We start from the raw sequence: 21,434 nt of genomic DNA, 5'->3' as shown, positions 1-21,434 counted from the left end.
TGGTTGTACGGAACAGCCGCAGCCACCGTGCCCTGCTGGCTCCGATCGAGGCCTGGTTCGCCCAGCGCGGCTGGCGGCCGATGCCATTCCAGCGGCAGTGCTGGACCGCCGATCTGCAGGGCCGCAGTGGCCTCATCCAGGTTCCCACCGGCTCCGGCAAGACCTACGCGGCAGTGATGGGCCCGATCGCCCAGCTGCTGGCCGAGGCGGAGGCCGCCGGCGGAGCCGGCCTGGCTCCCGGGATTCGCCTCCTCTACCTCACCCCGCTGCGGGCCCTCAGCCGCGATCTGGCGCTGGCCATCCGCGAACCGATCGAGGCGATGGCCTGGCCCCTGAAGGTCGGCATCCGCAACGGCGACACCAGCAGCAGTGAGCGGACCCGCCAGCTGCGCACCCCGCCCCAGATCCTGATCACCACGCCGGAGTCCCTGTCGCTGCTGCTGGCGAACCAGAGGGCTGCGGAGTTGTTTGCCCAGCTCGATGCGGTGGTGCTCGATGAATGGCACGAGCTGCTCGGCAGCAAGCGCGGCAGCCAGAGCGAGCTCTGCCTCAGCTGGCTGCGCCGCCAGCGGCCGGGGCTGCGCACCTGGGCGATCAGCGCCACGATCGGCAACCTCGAGGAGGCGGCGCGGGCCGCCGTGGGGGTGAGCGACATCGATCCTCTGATCGTCACGGCCCGGCTGAAGCGCCAGACCCGCATCCGCAGCCTGCTGCCGGAACGGATCGATGGCTTCCCCTGGGCCGGTCACCTTGGCCTGCGCATGTACGAGACGCTGGTGGATGGCCTCGAACCGGGTGTTGCGACCCTGCTGTTCACCAACACCCGCAACCAGGCCGAGCGCTGGCACCAGTGCCTGCGCTACGCCTGCCCGGAGATGGAGGGCGCCCTCGCCCTGCACCACAGCGCCATCGACCGCTCCGAACGGGAGGCGATCGAGAGCGGCGTCAAGAACGCCGAGATCCGCTGGGTGGTGTGCACCAGTTCGCTTGATCTCGGCGTGGATTTCCAGCCGGTGGAGCGGGTCGTGCAGATCGGCAGCGCCAAGAACCTGGCCCGCTTGCTGCAGCGGGCGGGCCGCAGCGCCCACAGCCCCGGTGGCATCTCCCAGGTGCTGTTCATGCCCACCAACGCCCTCGAGCTGCTGGAGGTCAGCGCCATGCGGCGGGGTCTGGCCGCCGGTCTGGTGGAGCAGCGCCGCCCGCCTGACGCTCCGATCGATGTGCTGCTGCAGCACCTCACCACCCTGGCCTGTGGCCCCGGCTTCAACCCTGAGCAGGAGCTGGCGACGGTGCGTACGGCCTGGAGCTACCGCCAGCTTGATGACGCCACCTGGCAGTGGTGTCTGCGTTTCCTGGAGGACGGGGGCGATTGCCTGGGGGCCTATCCCCGCTACCGCAAGTTGCAGCGGGCGGCGCTGCTGCCTGACCGCATCGACCGCGAGCGCCCGCCCAGCCCCGGAGAACCCTTCGCCTATGTGGTGCGCGAGCCGGCGATCCAGCGCCTGCATCGGCTGCACATCGGCACGATCACCGCCGATCGCGCCGTTATGGTGCGCGTCGTGCGCGGCGCCGTGCTGGGCCACGTGGAGGAGGCCTTCATCTCCCGCCTCAAGCCCGGCGATGTGTTCTTCTTCGCCGGTCGCCAGCTGGAGTTCGTGCGGCTGCGTGAGATGACAGCCCAGGTGAAGGCCAGCAACCGCCGCAGTACCACGGTGCCGGCCTGGGCGGGGGGGCAGATGGCCCTCTCCGATCTGCTCAGCACCCAGCTGCGGGCCGAGCTGCACCGCTGTGCCCTGGCTCTGGCCCGATCGGAGCCGAATCCCGCCGGCCTCGACACCCCGGAATTACGCGCTCTCGAGCCCCTGCTGCGCCGCCAGGCGGATCTCTCCCATCTGCCGCTGGAGACGGAATTCCTGGTGGAGATCTGCTCCAGCCGCGAGGGTCAGCACCTCTATGCCTACCCCTTTGATGGCCGCTTCGTGCACGAGGGCCTGGGCTTCCTCTGGGCCTGGCGCCTGGCCCGCTGCCAGGCCACCACCTTCACGGTGTCGGTGAATGATTGCGGCTTCGAGTTGCTGGCCCCGCGTGGTTACCCCCTGCTGGAGCTGTTCGAGCTGCAGGCGGAGGAGCTGCTCGACGACTCCTGCCTCGAACGTGATCTGGAGCAGGCGGTGAATCTCTCCGAGCTCTGCCGCCGCCGCTTTCGTTCCATTGCCCAGATTGCCGGGTTGGTGCGTCATGGCTACCCTGGACAGTCCAAAAGTGGTGGCCAGCTGCAGATCAGTGCCGCCCTGCTGTTCGAGGTGTTCGGTCGGCATGAGCCGGACAATCGTCTGCTGGAGCAGGCGCGCCGCGAAGTGATGGCCGAGCAGCTGGAGTTGCCCCGGCTGCGCCAGGCCCTGCGGCGGCTGCTACGCTCCGAGTTGCGCCTGGAAACCCCACAGCGGCAGGGTCCTCTGGCTTTCCCTCTGCTGGTGGAGCGGCTGAACAGCCGCATGAGCAATGAATCGGTGTTGGAGAGGGTGCGTCGCCTGATCGCCGAGGCTGAGCGGCGCGAAGGCTGATGAAGAGCTGTTCGGTTGGGTTGGCGTTGCCGTTTTCTGGGCTCCAGAGCAGCCATACTGAAGGGGCGATCTCCTGCTGGCCTGCATTCCCACGGCGCTCCAGTTCCAGCCATGACGGATAGCGAACCCCCTCTGGAGGCAACGAGCGAAGTTCCGTTCTGGAGACAACGACACGTATGCGTTCAGGGGTCGGGACGCCCCACCGCACGAATGCAAGCCTGATCGCTCACCGCTGAGCGATCAGAGACTCTTCCTTGTCCTTTCTTCTGCCTTCAGGGATCGCTCAGCAGTGACGGCATCACCCCATCGCGGTGATGGGCGATCCAGGCCTGCTCCAGGAACTCCCAGACATCCCGCCCCTGTTGCCTGAGGGTAGTGGTGACCGTGAGCAGGCGGCTCCGGCAGATCGCACCTTGGCGGGATTGGACTCCTTGACTGATCTTGCGCTGAATCACCGATTGGCGCAGGGCACGTTCTGCGGCGTTGTTGGTGGGCTCTATTCCCTCGTTCTCCAGGAAGGTCCACAACCCACCTGTCACCTTCTGGAGCTGCTGGCACGTGCGCACTGTGCTGGCCCAAGGCGTTCGCTCGCCGCGCTGGTAGCCGAGCTCTACTACCCGCTGCAGCGTGGTCTCAAAGGTCTGGCGGATCGGCCGGCAGCTTTGCTGCAAGGCGGGCCAGTCAATCTTTCCCTCCTTGTAGCGGTGCCAGTGGCCAAACAGCTGCTGCTGCAGGCCCAGCAGCTGGGCTCCGAATTCAGCGCTGGCGCCCGGGCGTTCGGCGATGGCCGTCAGGTCGCGGATCAGGTGCGCCCAGCACAGCTGGCGCTGCTTGGTGGGCAGGTGGTTGTAGGCCGAGAAGCGATCGCTCACCACAATCCCGCCAAAGGCGTTCCCCAGCAGCTCGATGGCAGCGGTCGTCGATCGACTCAGCCCTTGCACAAATACCGTCACCACGGCGGTGACCATGACCCACTGCCAGCCCCGCTTTCCAGTGGGATTGTTGCCGTCGGCATTGCCGGTGGGGGCGCCAGTTTCATCTACGTAGGCCACCGGCTGCACGCGGGCAAAAGCAAGGGCCTCCTGCATGGGCTGCTCCAGTGCTGCACTCAAGCGCTGGCGGACCCGTGCAATCGCGCCGCGGCTCATCTCCACTCCTACCAGCTGCTGGAGCAGGGCCTGGGTCTTGCTGAAACTCAACGGAAAGGCACTGCCCAGCAGGCCCACCAGTGCACTGAGCCTTGGGCCGTAGTGACTGGCCTCCACATCCGCCGGCAACGAGGCGCAGGTGCTGGTGGAACAGCAGGGGCAGACCAGGCGATGCAGCCGGTGCTCGATCACCAGCGGGGTAATCGGCGGGATCTCGATCACCTGATGGCGCAGGGGATCGAGATCCTCTCCCTGGAGCAAGGTGCCACAGCGGCGGCAGGCATCAGGGTGGTGATCCACCACCTGATCCACCCGCTCGATCGACAGCAGCTCTGGTCCGGATCCGGGATGGCCCTGCTGGCCGCCCCGCTTGCGGCCACTGCCCTTGCGCCGTTCTGGCGGCTTAAAACCCAGACCATCACTGGAGGGAGGTTTGGATGAGTTGCGAGAGCTGCGTCCGATCCGCTCACGCAGGTTTGCCAACTCGGTGGCCAAGGAGGTGAGTTGGCCGCGCAACAGCTCGATCTCCTGCTGCTGGGCGTTGATCAGCGCTCTGACGCTGGCGGGAGTTTCCAGCCAGTCGGCTTCTGGAATTCCAGCCGGATGTGCGGTCATCACAGGCGGGTCTCTACCTGAGATGCAACCGGAAATCAAGCTGTCGTCAAGGGTTCAGCAGGGCCGATGTTCGCCGCGAGCTGTCACGCCCCCTGAACGGATACAACGACACTTTGTCTATCAGGTGTTGCCGCAGGTTGTTTTCTCCCTAAGTCTGTTGCTCACGGCCGTGGCCGTGGAGTCTGCACGACAGCGGGGGATCAAGGAGCATCTCCGCCTCGAAAAGGCGCTGGCAGATGATATCCGGGACGCGGTCGAACGGCGTTTTGAGGTCAATACGGCTCTGCTCTCCTCGGTGGTGGGCTTGTTCAACGCCTCAGAGGATGTGGAACGGCAGGAGTTTCAGAGCTTCTTCCGTGAGATCGCAGGAACGGCAACCAATCTCAGAGGGATTCAAGGAGTTGGCTTTTCGCGATTGATTCCAGAAGGCCAACTCAAGCCCTTCTTGAATAGCATGCGATCGAAAGGGCGCAGCGATTTTCGCGTATTCCCTGAGGGCCGGCGACAAATTTATACCACAATTGAGTTTCTTCAGCCAAGCGACTGGCGTAATGAGCGAGCAGTCGGCTATGACATGTATAGCAACCCTGTGCGGCGTGAGGCGATGAAGCGTGCCGCGCTGACGGGGCTCCCCTCTCTTTCTGGGAGGGTGAAACTTCTTCAGGAAAATTCAGACGATGTCCAGGCAGGGGCGCTGCTTTATCTGCCCATCTTTCGTGATGGCAGTCGCATGCACGTCAAGGGTGTGTTTTCCCCGGCAGGACGTGGAGATGCTGCGTTCAAGGACTTGCTCGGTTGGGCTTACTCCCCCCTGCGGATGGCTGATCTGGTCCAGGCTGCACTGGTGCCGATCAGGAACCCTTATCTCCGCCGAGCCAGCTTTGCATTGTACGACGGCAGTCTTGCGACACCAAGTGAACTGTTGTTCAGTCAGTCGGCTGGACGGGTGTTAACCCAGCAGGCGGATGGGTCTGGTACTCCCGATTTGAAGTATGCCTCCTTCTCGAGATTCAATGTTGGCGGCAGGACCTTTCTGCTTGGCGTTCAGTTGGGTCGAACCAGTGGACAATTCTGGGGGCTCAATGCCATCGCCTGGATCACCCTTGCGATTGGTGTTGTTTTCAGCAGCGCCATCTGCGGGATCACCTGGCTGCTTGTCCGGAATCATCGGTTGGTGCTGAATCAGCTGACCATCTCGCAGGCCCGCAACCGGGAGCGGGCCCTGGCGGCCACTGTCTTCGAGCAATCGTCGTATGGCATCACCATCACCGATTCAGATGCAAGACTGATATCCTGCAATCAGGCCTTTTCTCAACTCACGGGCTATAGCCGGCAAGAGTTGCTTGGCCAAAATATGAGCATCCTCAAGTCCAACCGGCATGACAAAGCTTTCTTTCGACAGCTCTGGGAGTGCCTTCAGCATCAGGGTCGCTGGGAAGGAGAGATCTGGAACCGCCTGAAGAATGGCGAGTTGAGGCGGCATGAACTCACCATCAAGGCGGTCTGCAACGACGGTGAACAACTGATTTGTTATGTGGGGATGTTGCACGACATCAGCGATCGCTACAGGCAGGAGGCTGAGATTCGTTTCCAGGCTCGGCATGACTACCTCACAGGCCTGCCCAATCGCGCCGAGCTGATTGTTCAGATGGATCAGGCCTTGGCCCGGGCCAAGCGCTATGGCTTGCGGGTGGCGCTGGTGTTCCTGGATCTCGATGGCTTCAAGCCCATCAATGATCAGCTCGGCCATGCCACAGGCGATCGTGTGCTCAAGACCGTGGCGGCACGCCTTCAGCTGGTGATCCGTGAAAGCGACACCCTGGCCAGGCAGGGTGGTGATGAATTCGTGTTGCTGATTCCCCAGGCTTCCGATCAGAACGGACTGATCACGCTGGCGCACAAACTGCAGGAGCAGGTGGAGTTGCCCATCCCCGAGCTGGAGGGGCTACCGCTGTCTGTGAGCATCGGTATCGCCCTGTTTCCGGACCATGCCGCCAGCGCTGAGCAGTTGCTCCACCTGGCGGATCAGGCCATGTATCAGGCCAAGCAACAACGTCAGGGCTCCAGTGGACATGTCGCCATCGCAACCCCCGACGCAGGGGAAGCGATGCCATCGCAACGCCCTGCCTGAGAGGCTGGGCTCAGTTGCTCAGGCCCGTTCGAGTCGTTTGACGATCCAGGTCATCAGGCCGAGCGAGGCCGCCAGAGCAAGCAACAGCGCAATGGTCATGGACGACATCAGCAGGTCAACGGATTATCCCAGTCGCGCTGCCACCCCTGGCCTGCAGGCCGTCTTCGTCTACGGAACACTGCTGCGGGGCCATCGGAACCATGGCTGGCTGGCTGGAGCTCGGTTTCTGGGCCGGGGGTGCCTCGGCGGAGCTGTTCTCTATGACCTTGGCCCCTTCCCGATGGCTGTTGAGATGGATGGCTGCTTCCCTGTCGCCTCGCCCAGCGCATCCGCGTCGCCATCATCCCCAACCCCCTCAACCGAAAACGGGGTCATCCACGGGGAGGTCTATGCCGTGAATGAGGCTCAGCTTGGCGATCTCGATCGGCTGGAAGGTGTGCCGCGGCTCTATCGGCGCCAGCGGCTTGTTCTGCTGGATGGTCGAGAGGTGTGGGTCTATCTCGGACGGGCCCGGCAGGTGCGGCATGTGGCGCCGATTCCCGATGGCCGTTGGCGCGGACCTCGCCAATCCCGGGGGACGCGGCGCTCACCCGTCACGCCGCTGGCGCTGTCGGGATGGTTGGCGTTGGGGCTTGGGTTCATGCCCAGCCAGGTCCATGCCGACAGCCGCCACGACTGCCAGCTCTGGAGGGGGAGCAGCGGCAGCCAGCGGGCGATCGTGGGTAACCGGCTCGGCGCTGAGCATCTGCTCACCAAGGATCACAAGCTGGCCCAGACCCCCACGGATCAGCCCGTGGCGCTCTATCGCCGCAGTGATCTCGAGCGCCTCTGCCGTGGCTACTGATCGTCTGAGCCACGGATCTTCAGTTCCGCAAAGGCAGGACCGGGTTCAGGGCAAAGCCACCAACCAGCGACCGCCCGCACCGAGGCCCAGCACCAGCAGGGGACCCAGAAGCCAGCGCCAGCGGTCTGCCTGGCGCAGGCGGCGCTGCAGCACCCACGACCCCACCACCCCCACCAGCACCACCAGGCTCTGGCAGAAGGTGATCACGTGCGGATCTGCACTCCAGCCCGGCAGGGTTGCCGCCAGATCCGGCGCCAGCGGCGTCAGGCTCACCGGCAGCAGCTGGCCGGCCTCGACCATGCCCAGCGGCAGGTAGCGGGCCAGCAGCAGCGCCCAGAGCAGGGGCAGCAGGCCGTAGAGCACCCGCTGGCGCCGCAGCGGCACGGCCAGCCAGCGGGTCGCCAGGAAGGCGGCGGCGGGCAGGGCCAGAGCCAGGCTCGCGAAGGCCAGCCGGGGCAGCAGCGGTCCGCTCTGCAGCGACAGGGGCGCCAGCGGCAGCCAGCCCAGCAGCTTCGACCAGTAGGTGAGGGTCACGCCACCCGCCAGCACCAGGATCAGGCCGGTCTCACCGGCCGGTGGCGCCATGCTGCGCTGGATGTCTGCGGCGGGGGGGCGCAGGCGCAGCTGCACCGAGCGGTGCGGGCAGGCCTGGGCGCAGGTGAGGCAGAGCACGCAATTGCGGTTGTCGGCCAGGTGGGCCGGATGGGTGCCCACTGGGCAGCCGCCGGTGGCCATCCCCTCGCCTTCGGCGGGGCCGCCCTTGAAGCAGGCGTAGGTGCTGCAGCTGCCGCTGCAGGTGCCCACCTGGGCGCGCAGTTCCAGGATCGAGAGCTTGGCGAACAGGCCGTTCATGCCTCCCACCGGGCAGAGGTAGCGGCACCAGAAGCGTTTCTCGAACAGCAGCGAGCAGACCACCGCGCCGGCGGTGATCAACAACAGCAGGCAGCTGCTCAGCCTGGCCGTATTGGGCAGGTCGGCCAGGTCCTCCCAGAGCAGGATCGCGGCAAAGCCGGCCGCCAGAACCGGTGCCCCCCAGCGATCCGTATCGCCGCGAGGCCAGGGGCGCGGCTTCAGGCCGAGGCGACGCCCCAGCCGCTGCACGATCTCGCCCCAGACCATGAAGGGGCAGAAGGAGCACCAGAGCCGGCCCACCAGGGGGTAACCGAGCAGGATCAGGGGCCACCACCAGGTCCAGAACAGGTTGAGCCCGCCGTTGCTGGCCCGGTCCTGGGGGCCCAGCCACAGCCAGAGGTTCACCAGCACGAACACCCAGCTGACCAGGCCGAACAACAGGCCGTTCCAGAGCCGTGGGGATCGCATCAGGTCACGCAGCATCGGCTTCCAGCGCCAGAGGTCGAAGCGCAGACCCTGATAGCGATGGCTGGGGCCGGTCCAGAACACATCTTCCGGTAATTCGGCCGGTTGCTGGGCACTGCACTGGCGCAGGGCCCGGGCGATCAGGCCATCGAGTTCGCGCAGGTTGTTGGGGAAGTCGTAGGTCTGGAGCCGCTTCACCACCGTTTCGGAGACCTCCGGTGGCTGCTTCCAGCCAAGCTTGCGGGTCCGCTGCCGCACGCCGTAGCGCAGCCATTCACCCAGGTCCTTGCGCCGCACCCGCAGGGGCGGAACCCGGATCTGGGCCCCGAGGCCCTCGAAGCCCGGCACCGGCGCCTCGGCGGTGAAGAACACCCGGCCGCTGAAGTGGTGCACGGGCGCCGATTCGCTCGGCCCCCGCCATTTGCCCGTGCGGGCCAGTTCGAGCAGGGCCGGCAGCAGCTCCGGGTCGACCAGATCCACCTGGTCGATCAGCAGGGACCCGTCCCCCAGGCAATCGAGCACGCTGCCCTCCCCCTGGCCGCTGGCAGGACCGAACAGATCCGAGCCATCGGGCCGCAGCAGGGCGCCGTTGAAGCGCACCAGCAGGCGGGTGCGGCGACGAGACCCGAAGTGGATCAGGGCCGCGATGTTGTCCTTCTCCAAACCTGGTTCGCCGCTGATCAGCACGGGCGGCGCCAGGGGATCGGCCGCCGCCTTGCGGATGTCGTCGCGAAGGCGCTGGGCGTAGCGGCTGCTGCCGACGATGCCGCGCCGCACCCGGCCCTGCACGAAGGGCGCCAGTTTCAGCAGGCAGGCGGTGCTGTCGGCCGTGGCGGGAGACGGCGAAGACACGCGAAGAAACCTTGGGAACCATCAGCATGGCCCGATTCGGGGTGGGATGGCCCTGCTGCGGTGGAGGGATGTACGCGGATGACCGTCTTTCAGTGGGGCCAGCACCAGCTGCTGTTCCTGGGGGACAAGGCGGTGTGGGATCCGCGGCAGGGCCTGCTGCTGGTGGCGGATCTGCACCTCGGAAAGGCCGAGACCTTCCAGGCCCATGGCATCCCGCTGCCCAGCGATGGTGATGGCGCCACCCTCAACGTCCTGCTGGCCCTGGCCCACCGCTGGCGGCCCCGCCGGGTGGTGGTGCTGGGGGATCTGATCCACAGCCGCCTTGGGCTCACCGCCGAGTTGCGCCAGAAGCTGGCCGCCCTGCCGCAGCTGCTGGGCTGCCCCCTGCAGCTGATCGGCGGCAACCACGAACGGGGCAGCTGGATCGATGGGCTGCCCCAGGAGCCCGCCCAGGCGGCAGGCGCCCTTTGGCTCAGCCACGAACCCGATCCGCGGCCGGGACGGCTCAACCTCTGCGGTCATCTGCATCCGGTGGCGCTGCTGGGCCGGCGTGGCGATCGCCTGCGCTTGCCCTGCTTCGCCTACGACCCCCAGGGCCAGCGGCTGGCTCTTCCCTCCTTCGGGCAGTTGACGGGCGGTCATCCCCGTCCCCAGGGTGAGCAGCTCTGGCTCGTGGCCGAAGGGACCGTGGTTCCGCCAACGCTCACTCCACCGTCGCCAGGGCCCGCACCACGTCGCCACGGGTGAGCACTCCCACCGGCCGCTGGTCGGCATCGAGCACGAACAGCCGTTGGGTGCTGCTCTCATGCAGTTGCCGTGCCGCGGCGGGCAGGCCCAGATCGGCGGGGCAATGGTGGGGATGGCGGCCCATCACCTCCCCCACGGTGCTGCCGAGCACCTGATGCACCTGTTTGTCCCATTGCAGGGGATTGCGCAGGTAGATCACCGCATCGAGCAACATCACATAGGGCCCGGCATCGAAACCGCTCTCGCGCACCATCAGATCCTGCTCGGTGAGCTCACCCACCAGCTCGCCAGCGCTGCCCACCACCGCCAGGGCGCCGATGTGGTGCTGGCTCATCAGCTGCACCGCATCCTGCAGGGGGGTGTCGGGGCCCACGCTCAACACCGGCGCGGACATCACTGCGGAGACCGGCTGTTGCACCACGGTGACCAGAACGAACTGCGGCCATTCTGCGGCGGGGAGGGTTCAGGATCGGCCTCACGCCACATGCCCCCTGCCATGGCCTCCCTCCGGCGCGCTGCCGATGCCCTCACCGTGCTGCGGGCCCTGCTGGGGCTGCCCCTGCTGCTGGCCCTCGCGGCTGGCTGGCAGGGGCTGGCCTGGATCCTGCTGCTGCTGGGGGGCCTCAGCGATGCGGCCGATGGTGCCCTGGCCCGTCGGGCCGGCGGTGGCTCGGTGTGGGGCGCCCGCCTCGATCCCCTCACCGACAAGATCCTGATCAGCGCCCCCCTGCTCTGGCTGGGGGCCGCCGGAACCCTGCCGCTCTGGGCCGTGTGGCTGCTGCTGGCCCGCGAGCTGTTGATCTCCGGCTGGCGGGCCGGCCAGAGCAGCGGTGGACCCGCCTCGGCCTCCGGCAAGGCCAAGACGATCCTGCAGTTCGCCGCGCTGCTGCTGCTGCTCTGGCCCGAGACGTGGAGCCTGGCTGGGGTCGCCTCGCCGGGGTTGCCCCTGGTGCTGCGGCAGCTGGGCTGGTGGCTGTTCTGGCCCTCCCTGCTCCTGGCCCTCAGTTCAGCCCTGGGCTACCTGGTCAGCCGGCCAGCAGCCGCTCGTCAGAACTGAAATCGGGACTGGTGGGCATCCGCAGGGCGTAATCGTTCACGAAGCTGTCGCGGAGGCACTGATCCAGGTCGTGGGCGGGGCTCCAGGCCAGTTCGGAGCAGACCCGGTGGATGTCGGTGAGGAAATGGTTGAGGCGCAGCGGAAAGGCCTTGCGCGCCTTGGGATCGAGACCGGCGGGATCGAAGCTGCGGATCGGCACGGCGGCGGGATCCTTGCCGCAGGCGCGGGCGGCCGCCTCCACCAGTCCGGTGAAGGTGACGCCCTTGGCCCCCGTGCAGTTGTAGATGCGGTTGGTGGCCGCCTCCACCTCGATGCAGCGCGCCATGGCAGCGGCCAGGTCGTTGACGTGGCCCAGCTGGGTGATGGTGCTGCCATCGCCGGGCAGCGGCACCGGCCGATCGTGCACGATCCGATCAAAGAACCAGCTCTCGACGGGGTTGTAGTTGCCGGGACCCACGATGTAGGTGGGCCGGAAGCTGGTGAAGGGGATGCCCTGCTGTCGCAACCAGGCTTCGGTGTCGGCCTTGCCGGCGTGACGGCTGGCCGGATCGGTGGGGGATTCCTCGTCGAGGGGCCACTGGGCGCTGTCGGCGTAGACGCCGGCGGAGCTCACATAAACGAAGCGTTGGCCTGGCGCACCGGTGCGCTCGATCACGGCGCTGGAATCGCTGAGCGTGCGGCCGGAACTGTCGACGATCACCTCGAAACGGCGCCCCCGCAGCTGGTCCAGGCTGGCCGGGTCGGTGCGGTCACCCACCAGGTGCTCCACCCCGGCAGGCACCGCATTCCTGCCGCGGGTGAACAGGGTGAGTGCATGGCCGGAGGCGATCAGCTGCTCCACGAGGGGCTTGCCCACGAACCGGGTTCCGCCCATCACCAGGATCTTCACGGCCGCATCACCAGGAACTGGCGCCATTGTGCTGGGCCCGGCGCCGCCGCTCAGACCCGGCGCCGACTCAGGTCTCAGCGAAGCGGTGACGGATGGCCTCCACCTGGTCGCTCTGGCTGCGCACCACCGCGACACAGTCGGGATCCAGGCTGCCCTCGCTGACCAACCGCTCGAGTTCGGTCAGGGCTTGCTCCACCGACCAGGGCTGTTTGTAGGGCCGCACGCTGGTGAGGGCATCGAGGACATCGGCCACGGCCACGATGCGCGCCTCGATCGGAATCTCATCAGCCCTGAGGCCAGCGGGATAGCCCGATCCGTCGAGGCGCTCGTGATGGCCGGCCACGATGTTGCGCATCACGATCGAATCGGCCAGTTCCTCCAGGGCGAACTGTCCGATGATGCGTTCAAGGATCGCGACACCCTTGTTCACATGGGTCTTCATCACCTCCCTTTCGGCAGCATCAAGACGTCCGGGCTTGAGCAGGATGCTGTCTGGGATGCCGATCTTGCCGATGTCGTGCAGGGGGGCGAACAGGAAGACATGCTCAACGAACTCATCGCTCAGGCTGAACTGCGGGGCGACGCCCTTGGCAATCAGGCGGCAGTAGTGCGCCATGCGTTCGAGATGGGTGCCGGTCTCGAAATCACGCAGCTGGGCAAAATCCCTGGCCACGCTGGCGGAAGCGAGTAATGAGCGGACCACACCGATCTCCTGGGAGATCGTCATATTGATCAGCTTCGAGAATAAGGAGAGATTGCGCTGTACTTCCGGCGTGAATGCAGCCGCCTGGCAAGAGTCGTAGAAGAGGAAGCCGATGAAATTGTCATTGTCAAACAGTGGAAGTGTTAACGAGGATCGATAGTCTTGCTCCAGTAACCATTTGGAATGCTGGTTGCCGGCTTGGATTGTGCTGGGGATGTCGTCGATCACGCGGTGCCGCCGGGTTCGGACTAACTCGCTCAGGGATCTGCTGCCGCCCAGGGGGAATTCATAGGCTGCGATCGCTGCGCCGCTGCGGGTGCTGTTGATGAACGTCTTCAGCAGATCGGTGCCTGGGTCGTAGAGAGCACAGGCGATCCGATCAATGGTCGGCACCAGATCCAGGAGCTGCTGGTGCAATTGCTCCAGCCGTTGGGTGAGCGCATTGCCCGCACTCTTCAGATGCAGGGGCAACCCAGGCAGAGGGGTCTGAACCTCTTGTGGTTGAACCTGTTGAGGTTGAACCTCGTCCGACGACGAGGCCCCGGGGACGGGAGTGGGGGTGGATCTCATCGGTGGCACCGGCGCCGGTCCAGTGGGGCAACCGCCCAGGCCGACCGGTTCAGCATGGCTCACCAGGCAGCTCTGAGGCCATCCAGCTCTGAGATCATCGGATGGCGGCAGGGCTCGCCAGGATGGCGACGCAGCAGGGAGGGCCCTTGGGGCCTGGATGTCGTTCACTGCAGGGGTGATCGCCGCCGCGACGAAGCCTTTGGATTCCCTTTCCGCTCCTGATCCTTCGGGTCTGCCTGATGGGGTCACCCTGGAGGCGCTGGAACGCCGCTGTCGCCGCCAGGGCAGCGGTATCGGCGCGCCGCAGCTCGAGGCCTGCTGGTGTCTGCAGAGCGTCTGGCGCAAGGGTCGGCAGACCCCGGATCGGGTGGCCAGTCCCCTGCTGCAGCTGCTGGGGGCACGGCTGGAGATTCGCAGTGCGACGTCTGCGCCAACGACCACCACGGTGCCCCTTCCTGCGCCTTCACCTGCGTCTGTCTCGGTGGATTCATCAACCCTTCACCTCACCAATGCGGTGCGCCTGGGGCGATTGGAGCTGCGCTTCAGCGGCCAGGGTGCCTTGGTGGGCAAACGGCCTCTGCTCCGCTTCAGCTTCAACCTGTTGGAGCTTGGCTGGTTGGAGGCCAACGGAGGCTTCCGGCCGCTGTGGAGCCGCCCCCTGCCGGAAGGCGGTGATCCGCGGCGCCAGCCCTTCTTCGCCCTGATCGCGGCCGAGTCCGACTGGCTTGCGGCCCGGGGCCGCGGCGGCGGCCTGGCGCTGTGGCGGCGGCGCGCAGAGGCTGATCTGCGATGACACCACAGCCAAGGGGCCGCGGGGCTGGCCGGCGGCAGCTGGCCCGGCACTGGACGGCCCAGGACAGGAGCCTGGCCCGCAGCCAGGGCTATCGCCACTTCACCCTGGTGGGTCGACGGGGACGGGCGCGCGATCCGATCGCCGCCTGCGCAGCCGAACTGGAGGCGGTGCTGCAGCCCGGTTTCCGGCTGCTGGTGCCGTTGCCGGAGCTGCACGACCCCAGCCTCTGGTGCAGCGGCTGGCTGTCCCTGCCTGCCAGGGAAGATGGGGCCAGTCACCGCCGCCCCATGCAGATTCTCCCCGCCATCGACCTGTTGGCCGGTCAGTGCGTGCGGCTGCACCAGGGCGACTACGACCAGGTGACCCGCTTCAGCGACGACCCCGTGGCCCAGGCCCTCGCCTGGCAGCGCCAGGGAGCGGAGCGGCTGCATCTGGTCGATCTCGACGGCGCCCGCTCCGGCGAGCCGGTCAACGATGGGGCCGTCAAGGCGATCACCGCCGCCCTCGACATCCCGGTGCAGCTCGGCGGCGGCGTGCGCTCCCTGGAGCGGGCGGAGGAGCTGCTGGCCTGCGGCCTGGATCGGGTGATTCTGGGCACGGTGGCGATCGAGCAGCCGCAGCTGGTGCTGCGTCTGGCGGAGCGCCATCCCGGCCGGATCGTGGTGGGCATCGATGCCAAGGACGGCAAGGTCGCCACCCGCGGCTGGATCGAGGAGAGCACGGTCGAGGCCACGGCCCTGGCCCAGAGTTTCGCCGGCAGCGGCATCGCCGCGATCATCAGCACCGACATCGCCACCGATGGCACCTTGGCGGGCCCGAACCTGGAGGCCCTGCGCGCCATGGCGGACGCCAGCCAGGTGCCGGTGATCGCCTCCGGTGGCATCGGCTGCCTCGAACACGTGCTGTCGCTGCTGCCGCTGCAGGCCCTGGGGGTGGAGGGCGTGATCGTGGGCCGGGCCCTCTACGACGGGCGCCTCACCCTGGCCGATGCGCTGCACGCGGTTGGTGAGGGCAGGCTGCAGGACGTGCCACCGCTGGGGACACCGTTTGGCTTGGGTGGGGGCGTCGTCGCCTGAACCGCTTCCCCCCCTACAGCTGTCGCCCCCCTATAACAGAGCCATACCCACTTCGCTTTACCCGTGGTCGCCGCCCCCGCCGAATCCGTCGCTCCGGCACCGGCTGGGTCGGCTGATGCTCAATCGGGATGCGTCGCCGCCGAATCCCTGGCCGCCTCCGGCTCCACCGAAGACTCTGGCCTCAACTCTGATGAGCCCCGTCTGCCCGGCAGCGTCGACGACGTGTATCAGCGGTGCCGCGATCTGGGGATGCGGCTCAGTCGCCAGCGGCGCATGGTGCTGGATCTGCTCTGGGCCGAACGGGATCACCTCAGCGCCCGCGACATCTTCGAGAAGCTGAACGATCTAGGCCGCAACATCGGCCATACCTCCGTTTATCAGAACCTTGAGGCGCTCCAATCGGCCGGCGTGATCGAATGCCTCGACCGCGCCAATGGCCGGCTCTATGGCTACCGCGCCGATCCCCACAGCCATCTCACCTGCAGCGAGACCGGCGCCATCCAGGACCTGGACGTGGTGCTGCCCGAAGCCCTGGTTCGGCAGATCGAAGAGCTCACCGGATTCGCGATCGAGTCGTACACCCTGCATCTCACCGGCCGGCCACGCCGCTGAGTTTTCAGCGGTTCCAGCCCCATCACGTCGATCGCCGACGCTGAGTTCACCCCGTCAAAGCACCTGGTCAGTCCATCCGGTCAACCCGCCACACCTCTGGAGTTCTGAGGCAGTGATCGGTACCTTGGGCCCACTCCGTGCCCCTGGGCGTGCGTTCCACATCGGGCTCGTCGCCCCCTGACTCCGTTCCGCAGCTGCTGCTGTTGGCCGACCCCCTGCTGCGCCATGGGCTGGCGAGCCTGCTCAGCGGTGAGCCCAGCGGCTACCGGGTGGCCCTCACTGCCGAGGCGCTTCAGGGTGCGCCGCAGTTGATCCTGTGGTGCCTGGCGGCCCCCTTGCCCGCACCTGAGGCCTTGCTGACCGAAGTGCAGCACCTGCAGGAGCGCTGGCAACCGGCACCGATCCTGCTGACCCTGCCCGCCGGGGCCACCGACCGGCGCGAACAGTGGCTGGCTCTGCCGGTGCAGGGACTGCTGCAGGACCCCGACCCCGACGCTCTGCTGGAGGCGATCACGACCTTGCTGGCCGGCGGGCGGGTGGTGCACCTCGCTGCCAGCGGCAGCGCAGCGGCGGCTCCGCCGAGCAGCGCGCCGGTGCTGGGGCTGGGTCAGTGGTTGCTGCTCAGCGGGCTGCAGCAGATCGATGCCGATCTGGCCCTCTGCGCCCACCTGCTCGATCCGCCGCCGCAGAGCCTGTTGCAGCAACTGCTGCTGGAGGGCCGCCAGCGGGAGCTGCGGGTCGCCCGGCAGTTGCTGCTGTGGATCTGGGCACCGGCCCAGCTGGCCTGGAGCCAGGAGATCCCGGAGCTGCCGTCTCCCCCCGATGAGGCCAGCGGCACGGCCCTGACCCGCCGCTCCAGCACCAGCCTCACCCTGCGCCAGCGGGATGCCAGCAGCGTCTGGCAGGCGATCCGAGCCCGCCTGCAGGAGACCTGCCGCGCCGAGCTGGCCAACCGCAGTGGCCTGCTGCTGGCCCTTGAGGGGCTCAGCCCCAGCCGCCGGGAAGACCTGCTGCTGGCCCTGCTGGAGCAGTTCGACCGCCTGCGCCTGCGGCTGATGCAGGACAACCAGCGTGGTGTGGCCCTGCAGGACAGCTGGCGGGCCTGGCAGGCGGAGCTGCGCCGCGAGGCCCTGCGCTGCATGGCCGGCACCTACGTGCAATTGCCCTGCGATGGCAGCCTCCGGCCCGTGGCCGACACCCTGCTGGCCAGTGCGGCACTCACCGACGACGACCCGGAACTGCCCGATCCCCAGCCGATGCTGATCAGCCTGGTTCAGGCCCAGCCGGTGATGGTCGACGGACGGCTGCTGGCGCCGGATGAACCGCTGGCCTTGCTCCACCTCGAACTGCTGGTCAGCAACTGGCTGGTGCGCAGCGCGGAGCTGATCTGCCTCGATGTGCTGGCCTGCTGCGGGGCCTGGCCGGAACTGCGCCGCTATCTGCTGCGGCCCGAACTGCTCTCGACCCGCAACCTGGAGCGGTTGCGCAACCGCCTCAGCGCCCAGCAGCGCTGGAGCGAATGGTTCGAGCGGCCCGTGCTGCTCTACGAAAGCCGGCGGCAGTTGTTCCGGCTCGACCAGGGTGCCATCGAGACCCTCGCCCTCACCGAGCCCCGTGATCAGGAACTGCGCCGGCTGGGCTGGTGGCAGCAGCTGGTCACCCTGGCGCTGGAGGGCCGCGATGCCCTGGCTCCCCAGCTCCAGGCCCTGCTGCGCCGGCTCGGCGATTTCGTGGTGGTGCTCCTCACCCAGGTGGTGGGTCGCGGTCTGGGCTTGATCGGCCGCGGCATCCTGCAGGGCATGGGCCGCAGTGTGGGCCGCAGCTGATCCCCTGCCGGGCTGGCCAGGTCAGTCCAGACGGGCGCGCGTCACAATGGCGCCACCCGCCCATGCCCGTTGTTGTCTTCGGCCCTGCTTCCTGTTCTGCGGCGCGCCATCACCCGGCTGGTGGCGCTGGTGCTGCTCAGCCTCGGCCTGGTCGCCCTGCCCGCCGGAGCCCAGGCCTCGCTCACCAACGACAACTACGACGGCAACATCTACGCCCTCTACGCCGGCAACGGGTCGCTCGTGCCACCCCGCAACAGCCTGGCGGACGCCCTGGCGGCTCACCGGCCGTCGGTGGTGATCTATTACCTCGATGATTCAGCCGCCAGCAAGCAGTTTTCGCCGGTGGTGTCGGAGCTGCAGCGGCTCTGGGGCAACAACATTGACCTGCTGCCCCTGGTGACCGATCCGCTTCAGAACCGGCCCGATGGCGGCAGCAGCGATCCGGCCCACTACTGGAAGGGCACCGTGCCCCAGGTGGTGGTGCTGGATGGAGACGGCACGGTGCTGCTCGACGCCGCCGGCCAGGTGAACCTCGAGGCGATCAACGATGCTGTGAGCCGCGCCACCGGGATCGCCCTGCCGGAAGGGCAGGCCACCAGCACCACCGTCAGCTTCAACGAACTCAATGCCGAGGTGGTGACCAGCCGCTGAGGGGTGGCCCGATCCCTGTCCAGTTTCTGATCCAGTCCCAGCCCAGGTCGTGCCCCCGTCTCTGCCCCAGATCGTGCCCCCGTCTCCGCCTCTCTCTCCGTCCCAGCCCGGTGCTGCCGCCACCCGGATCGAAACGGACAGCCTTGGGGAGGTGGCGGTTCCGGCCGGCCATCTCTGGGGAGCCCAGACCCAGCGCTCCTTGCGCTATTTCGGCTTCGGGCAGGCCATGCCCCTGGAGGTGGTGCATGCCTTCGCTCAGCTCAAGGCGGCCTGCGCTGAGGTGAACCACGAGGAGGGCAAGCTCACCGCCGATCTGGCGGAGCGGATCGTGGCTGCGGCCGAGGCGGTGGCCAACGGCGAGCTGGATGGCGAGTTTCCGCTGCGGGTGTGGCAGACGGGCTCCGGCACCCAGACCAACATGAACGTCAACGAGGTGATCGCCAACTTGGCGATCAGGGCCGCTGGCGGTGTGCTGGGCAGCAAGAGTCCGGTGCATCCCAATGATCACGTCAACCTCAGCCAGTCGAGCAACGACACCTTCCCCACGGCCCTGCACATCGCCGTGGTGATTGGCCTTGAACGCCGACTGAGGCCAGCGCTGCAGGCCCTGATCGAGGCGCTGCGGGCCAAGGCCGAGGCCTATGCCGACGTGATCAAGATCGGTCGCACCCACCTGCAGGATGCGGTGCCCCTTGGCCTGGGCCAGGAGTTCGGCGGCTACGTGGCCCAGCTGGAGCTGGGCCTGGAGAGCCTCAAGGCCACCCTGCCCCAGGTGCACCAGCTGGCGATCGGCGGCACCGCCGTGGGCACGGGGCTGAACGCCCCGCGGGGCTACGGCGAGAAGGTGGCCGCCCGCCTGAGCCAACGGATCGGGCTGCCCTTCACCAGCGCGCCCAACAAGTTCCAGGCCCTGGCGGGCCATGAACCGCTGGCCGCCGCCCATGGCGCCCTCACGGTGCTGGCCGGCAGCCTGATGAAGATCGCCAACGACATCCGCTGGCTCGGCAGCGGCCCCCGCTGCGGCCTCGGGGAGCTGATCCTGCCGGAGAACGAGCCGGGCTCCTCGATCATGCCCGGCAAGGTGAATCCCACCCAGTGCGAGAGCCTCACCATGGTGGCGGTGCAGGTGATGGGCAACAACACCGCCGTGCAGATGGCGGCCAGCCAGGGAAATTTCGAGCTGAATGTGTTCAAGCCCCTGATTGCTCACAATCTGCTGGAAAGCATCGAGCTGCTGGCGGGGGCCTGCTCCAGCTTCCGGGAGCACTGCATCGAGGGCCTGCGGCCAGATGAGGGCCGCATCGAAGCGCTGCTGGATCAGAGCCTGATGCTGGTGACGGCGCTCACGCCGGCGATCGGCTACGACCGGGCCTGCTCGATCGCCAAGCATGCCCACCAGCACCAGCTCAGCCTGCGGGAAGCGGCCCTGGTGCTGGGCGACCTCACGGCCGAGGAGTTCGACCACTGGGTGCAACCCGAGCAGATGGTGTGAGCCTGCAGAGAAATCCGGCACATGGGTGGGGCTTCACCCGTACGGCCAACGACTCCAAGGGCGAACAGCATTGAAGAGCCTTGCAGACCAGGCTCCAGATGGCGCAAATCCCTTCATTCTCTGTCTGAATGAACTCTTGCCCAGCAGGATGATCCCAGGTGTGCTGAACCCCTCGCTTCCGTTCCATGACCAGCGCTGCACTCCCCGCCGATGAAGCTCTGCGCCTGGAGGCACTGCAGCGGAGCGCGCTTCTGGATGGTCCCAACGAAGAGAGGTTTGATCGATTGACCCGGCTGGCCCGACGCCTGTTTGATGTGCCGATCGCCCTGGTGACCCTGGTGGATGCCAACCGGCAGTGGTTCAAATCCTGCATGGGGCTGAATACAACTGAAACCCCTCGCGATGTGGCTTTCTGCGCACACGCCATCCTGGAAGACCACATCTTCCTCATTCCCGATGCCCGTGCAGACCAACGCTTTGCGCACAACCCCCTGGTCACTGGCGAGCCGAACATCCGCTTCTACGCAGGCAGGCCCTTGAAGGATCTCCAAGGCTTTGCCCTTGGAACCCTCTGCCTGATCGATCAGAAACCCCGCGAGCTGTGTGACGACGATCTGGCCACATTGGAGGATCTGGCGCAGATCGCGGAGAGTGAACTGGCCGGCTTCCAGCTCTCGATCACCGATGAACTCACCGGGATCACGAATCGGCGGGGATTCCTGAATCTTGCAGCCTACGGCCTTACGCTCTGCCAGCGCCAGAAGCTCCCGGCAACATTGGTGTTCTTCGATCTCGATGGGCTGAAGGCGATCAACGACACCAGGGGCCACGCCGCCGGCGATGGCCTGATTCGTCAGTTCGCCTCACTGCTGGCGGTGGCCTTCCGCAGCTCGGATCTGGTCGCTCGGTTGGGAGGCGACGAGTTCGTGGCATTGCTGGTCAACGTCACCGTGAGTGACGCGCGCAGGGCAGTGGCAGCCCTGGAGCTTGCAGCCATTCAGGAAAAACAGAAACCCGAGAATACGTGGGACTTGCAGTTCTCCTGCGGGGTCGTTGCCTTCGATCCATCACGCCATGGAAGCATCTCTGATCTGATCCGGTGACTTTCAGGGAAGGTGTCACTCCTTGGCTGCCATTTAGACGGCCTCGGTTAAGGGTAGCGCGAGGATCGGATCGGGTTCCTCTGGTGGCTTGTTGATCCACACTTCTTCGGGTTGACGCCAGCAGCGGGTGCTTCGGCTCCAGCGTCTTGGATGGGCCTGACGGGCCTTCTCGTAGACATTGGCTCGCTGCTGGCAAATTGCCTTCGCGGCACCGCTGTGACGCTGGTGAGGCGTCACGAATTTGATGCCGCTGTGGCGGTGTTGATGGTTGTACCAGTCGACAAACGCCGACACCCACTCACACGCCTCTTCTTTGCTGGTAAACGGCCGACTGGGGCTGGCGTCCCAAGGCTTGGTGTAAATCCCCCGGCACCCCCACCCCGGCGTAGCCGGGGTGGGCCGCGCACCTCAGGTGGCTGGCCCAGCGGCTGGCGTTGCAAGGGG

18 protein-coding genes and 1 pseudogene are annotated in these 21,434 nt (G+C 66.8%); 13 read left to right on the top strand and 6 right to left on the bottom strand.

Annotated features, from left to right (window positions below; all coding sequences use genetic code 11):
- Positions 1 to 80: 80 nt before the first annotated feature.
- Positions 81 to 2,564 carry a ligase-associated DNA damage response DEXH box helicase gene (locus H8F26_RS17550; protein ID WP_197159326.1) on the top strand — a complete coding sequence of 828 codons (2,484 nt, stop codon included), beginning with the start codon at positions 81 to 83 and terminating at the stop codon, positions 2,562 to 2,564.
- A gap of 272 nt (positions 2,565 to 2,836) precedes the next feature.
- On the opposite strand, the gene H8F26_RS17545 is transcribed toward H8F26_RS17550, so the two are convergent.
- Positions 2,837 to 4,327 (bottom strand): IS66 family transposase, encoded by a 1,491-nt coding sequence (locus H8F26_RS17545; RefSeq protein WP_197153750.1) that lies wholly within the window; start codon positions 4,325 to 4,327, stop codon positions 2,837 to 2,839.
- Positions 4,328 to 4,349: 22 nt separating this feature from the next.
- Between H8F26_RS17545 and H8F26_RS17540 the strand changes: the two genes are divergently transcribed.
- Positions 4,350 to 6,458, top strand: a complete 2,109-nt coding sequence (locus H8F26_RS17540; RefSeq protein ID WP_197156129.1) for a CHASE domain-containing protein — start codon at positions 4,350 to 4,352, stop codon at positions 6,456 to 6,458.
- 91 nt (positions 6,459 to 6,549) lie between these two features.
- On the top strand, positions 6,550 to 7,302 hold the full coding sequence (locus H8F26_RS17535; protein WP_370594718.1) for a gamma-glutamylcyclotransferase: 753 nt from the start codon (positions 6,550 to 6,552) through the stop codon (positions 7,300 to 7,302).
- A 45-nt stretch (positions 7,303 to 7,347) separates the two neighbouring features.
- Here the strand turns inward: H8F26_RS17535 and H8F26_RS17530 are convergent, their stop codons facing one another.
- Positions 7,348 to 9,471, bottom strand: coding sequence for a 4Fe-4S binding protein (locus H8F26_RS17530; RefSeq protein ID WP_197156125.1), 2,124 nt, complete (start codon positions 9,469 to 9,471; stop codon positions 7,348 to 7,350).
- A gap of 78 nt (positions 9,472 to 9,549) precedes the next feature.
- Here H8F26_RS17530 and pdeM point away from each other — a divergent pair, with 78 nt between their 5' ends.
- A complete protein-coding gene (pdeM, locus tag H8F26_RS17525; protein WP_197156123.1) occupies positions 9,550 to 10,218 on the top strand; it encodes a ligase-associated DNA damage response endonuclease PdeM in 669 nt (222 codons plus the stop codon).
- Here pdeM and H8F26_RS17520 read toward each other — a convergent pair.
- Positions 10,175 to 10,612, bottom strand: coding sequence for a CBS domain-containing protein (locus tag H8F26_RS17520; protein WP_197159325.1), 438 nt, complete (start codon positions 10,610 to 10,612; stop codon positions 10,175 to 10,177). The genes pdeM and H8F26_RS17520 overlap by 44 nt on opposite strands.
- A 102-nt stretch (positions 10,613 to 10,714) precedes the next feature.
- On the opposite strand from H8F26_RS17520, the gene H8F26_RS17515 reads away from it, so the two are divergent.
- Positions 10,715 to 11,275 (top strand): CDP-alcohol phosphatidyltransferase family protein, encoded by a 561-nt coding sequence (locus H8F26_RS17515; RefSeq protein ID WP_231597938.1) that lies wholly within the window; start codon positions 10,715 to 10,717, stop codon positions 11,273 to 11,275.
- Here H8F26_RS17515 and H8F26_RS17510 read toward each other — a convergent pair.
- A complete protein-coding gene (locus tag H8F26_RS17510) occupies positions 11,244 to 12,164 on the bottom strand; it encodes an NAD-dependent epimerase/dehydratase family protein (protein WP_231605329.1) in 921 nt (306 codons plus the stop codon). The genes H8F26_RS17515 and H8F26_RS17510 overlap by 32 nt on opposite strands.
- A 67-nt stretch (positions 12,165 to 12,231) precedes the next feature.
- A complete protein-coding gene (locus tag H8F26_RS17505) occupies positions 12,232 to 13,338 on the bottom strand; it encodes an HD-GYP domain-containing protein (RefSeq protein ID WP_197156119.1) in 1,107 nt (368 codons plus the stop codon).
- Between the two features lie 256 nt (positions 13,339 to 13,594).
- On the opposite strand from H8F26_RS17505, the gene H8F26_RS17500 reads away from it, so the two are divergent.
- The 8 genes and pseudogenes from H8F26_RS17500 (at position 13,595) to H8F26_RS17470 (ending at position 20,990) form a co-directional block, all read left to right on the top strand.
- Positions 13,595 to 14,230 (top strand): hypothetical protein, encoded by a 636-nt coding sequence (locus tag H8F26_RS17500; protein WP_231597937.1) that lies wholly within the window; start codon positions 13,595 to 13,597, stop codon positions 14,228 to 14,230.
- Positions 14,227 to 14,412 (top strand): annotated as a pseudogene (locus H8F26_RS19725) (hypothetical protein); the annotation flags it as partial. The gene H8F26_RS17500 and the pseudogene H8F26_RS19725, both read left to right, overlap by 4 nt.
- Positions 14,413 to 14,517: 105 nt before the next feature.
- A complete protein-coding gene (gene hisA / locus H8F26_RS17495; RefSeq protein ID WP_231605667.1) occupies positions 14,518 to 15,306 on the top strand; it encodes a 1-(5-phosphoribosyl)-5-[(5-phosphoribosylamino)methylideneamino]imidazole-4-carboxamide isomerase in 789 nt (262 codons plus the stop codon).
- Positions 15,307 to 15,555: 249 nt separating this feature from the next.
- Positions 15,556 to 15,918 (top strand): Fur family transcriptional regulator, encoded by a 363-nt coding sequence (locus tag H8F26_RS17490; protein ID WP_197159322.1) that lies wholly within the window; start codon positions 15,556 to 15,558, stop codon positions 15,916 to 15,918.
- A 149-nt stretch (positions 15,919 to 16,067) separates the two neighbouring features.
- Positions 16,068 to 17,744, top strand: coding sequence for a DUF3685 domain-containing protein (locus H8F26_RS17485; protein ID WP_197156115.1), 1,677 nt, complete (start codon positions 16,068 to 16,070; stop codon positions 17,742 to 17,744).
- Positions 17,745 to 17,813: 69 nt separating this feature from the next.
- Positions 17,814 to 18,395 (top strand): thylakoid membrane photosystem I accumulation factor, encoded by a 582-nt coding sequence (locus H8F26_RS17480; protein WP_370594647.1) that lies wholly within the window; start codon positions 17,814 to 17,816, stop codon positions 18,393 to 18,395.
- Between the two features lie 73 nt (positions 18,396 to 18,468).
- Positions 18,469 to 19,887 carry a class II fumarate hydratase gene (gene fumC, locus H8F26_RS17475; RefSeq protein ID WP_197159320.1) on the top strand — a complete coding sequence of 473 codons (1,419 nt, stop codon included), beginning with the start codon at positions 18,469 to 18,471 and terminating at the stop codon, positions 19,885 to 19,887.
- A gap of 185 nt (positions 19,888 to 20,072) precedes the next feature.
- The gene (locus H8F26_RS17470) at positions 20,073 to 20,990 is read left to right on the top strand and encodes a diguanylate cyclase (RefSeq protein ID WP_197156113.1); all 918 of its coding nucleotides are present in this window, start codon (positions 20,073 to 20,075) and stop codon (positions 20,988 to 20,990) included.
- Positions 20,991 to 21,023: 33 nt separating this feature from the next.
- Here the strand turns inward: H8F26_RS17470 and H8F26_RS17465 are convergent, their stop codons facing one another.
- Positions 21,024 to 21,284, bottom strand: coding sequence for a hypothetical protein (locus tag H8F26_RS17465; protein ID WP_370594646.1), 261 nt, complete (start codon positions 21,282 to 21,284; stop codon positions 21,024 to 21,026).
- Positions 21,285 to 21,434 lie beyond the last annotated feature (150 nt).

It is taken from the genome of Synechococcus sp. CBW1006 (assembly GCF_015840525.1).
In the GTDB taxonomy this organism is placed as follows: domain Bacteria; phylum Cyanobacteriota; class Cyanobacteriia; order PCC-6307; family Cyanobiaceae; genus CBW1002.
Note: the sequence above shows the minus strand (reverse complement) of the source record. Positions and strands in the feature narration are given on the sequence as shown.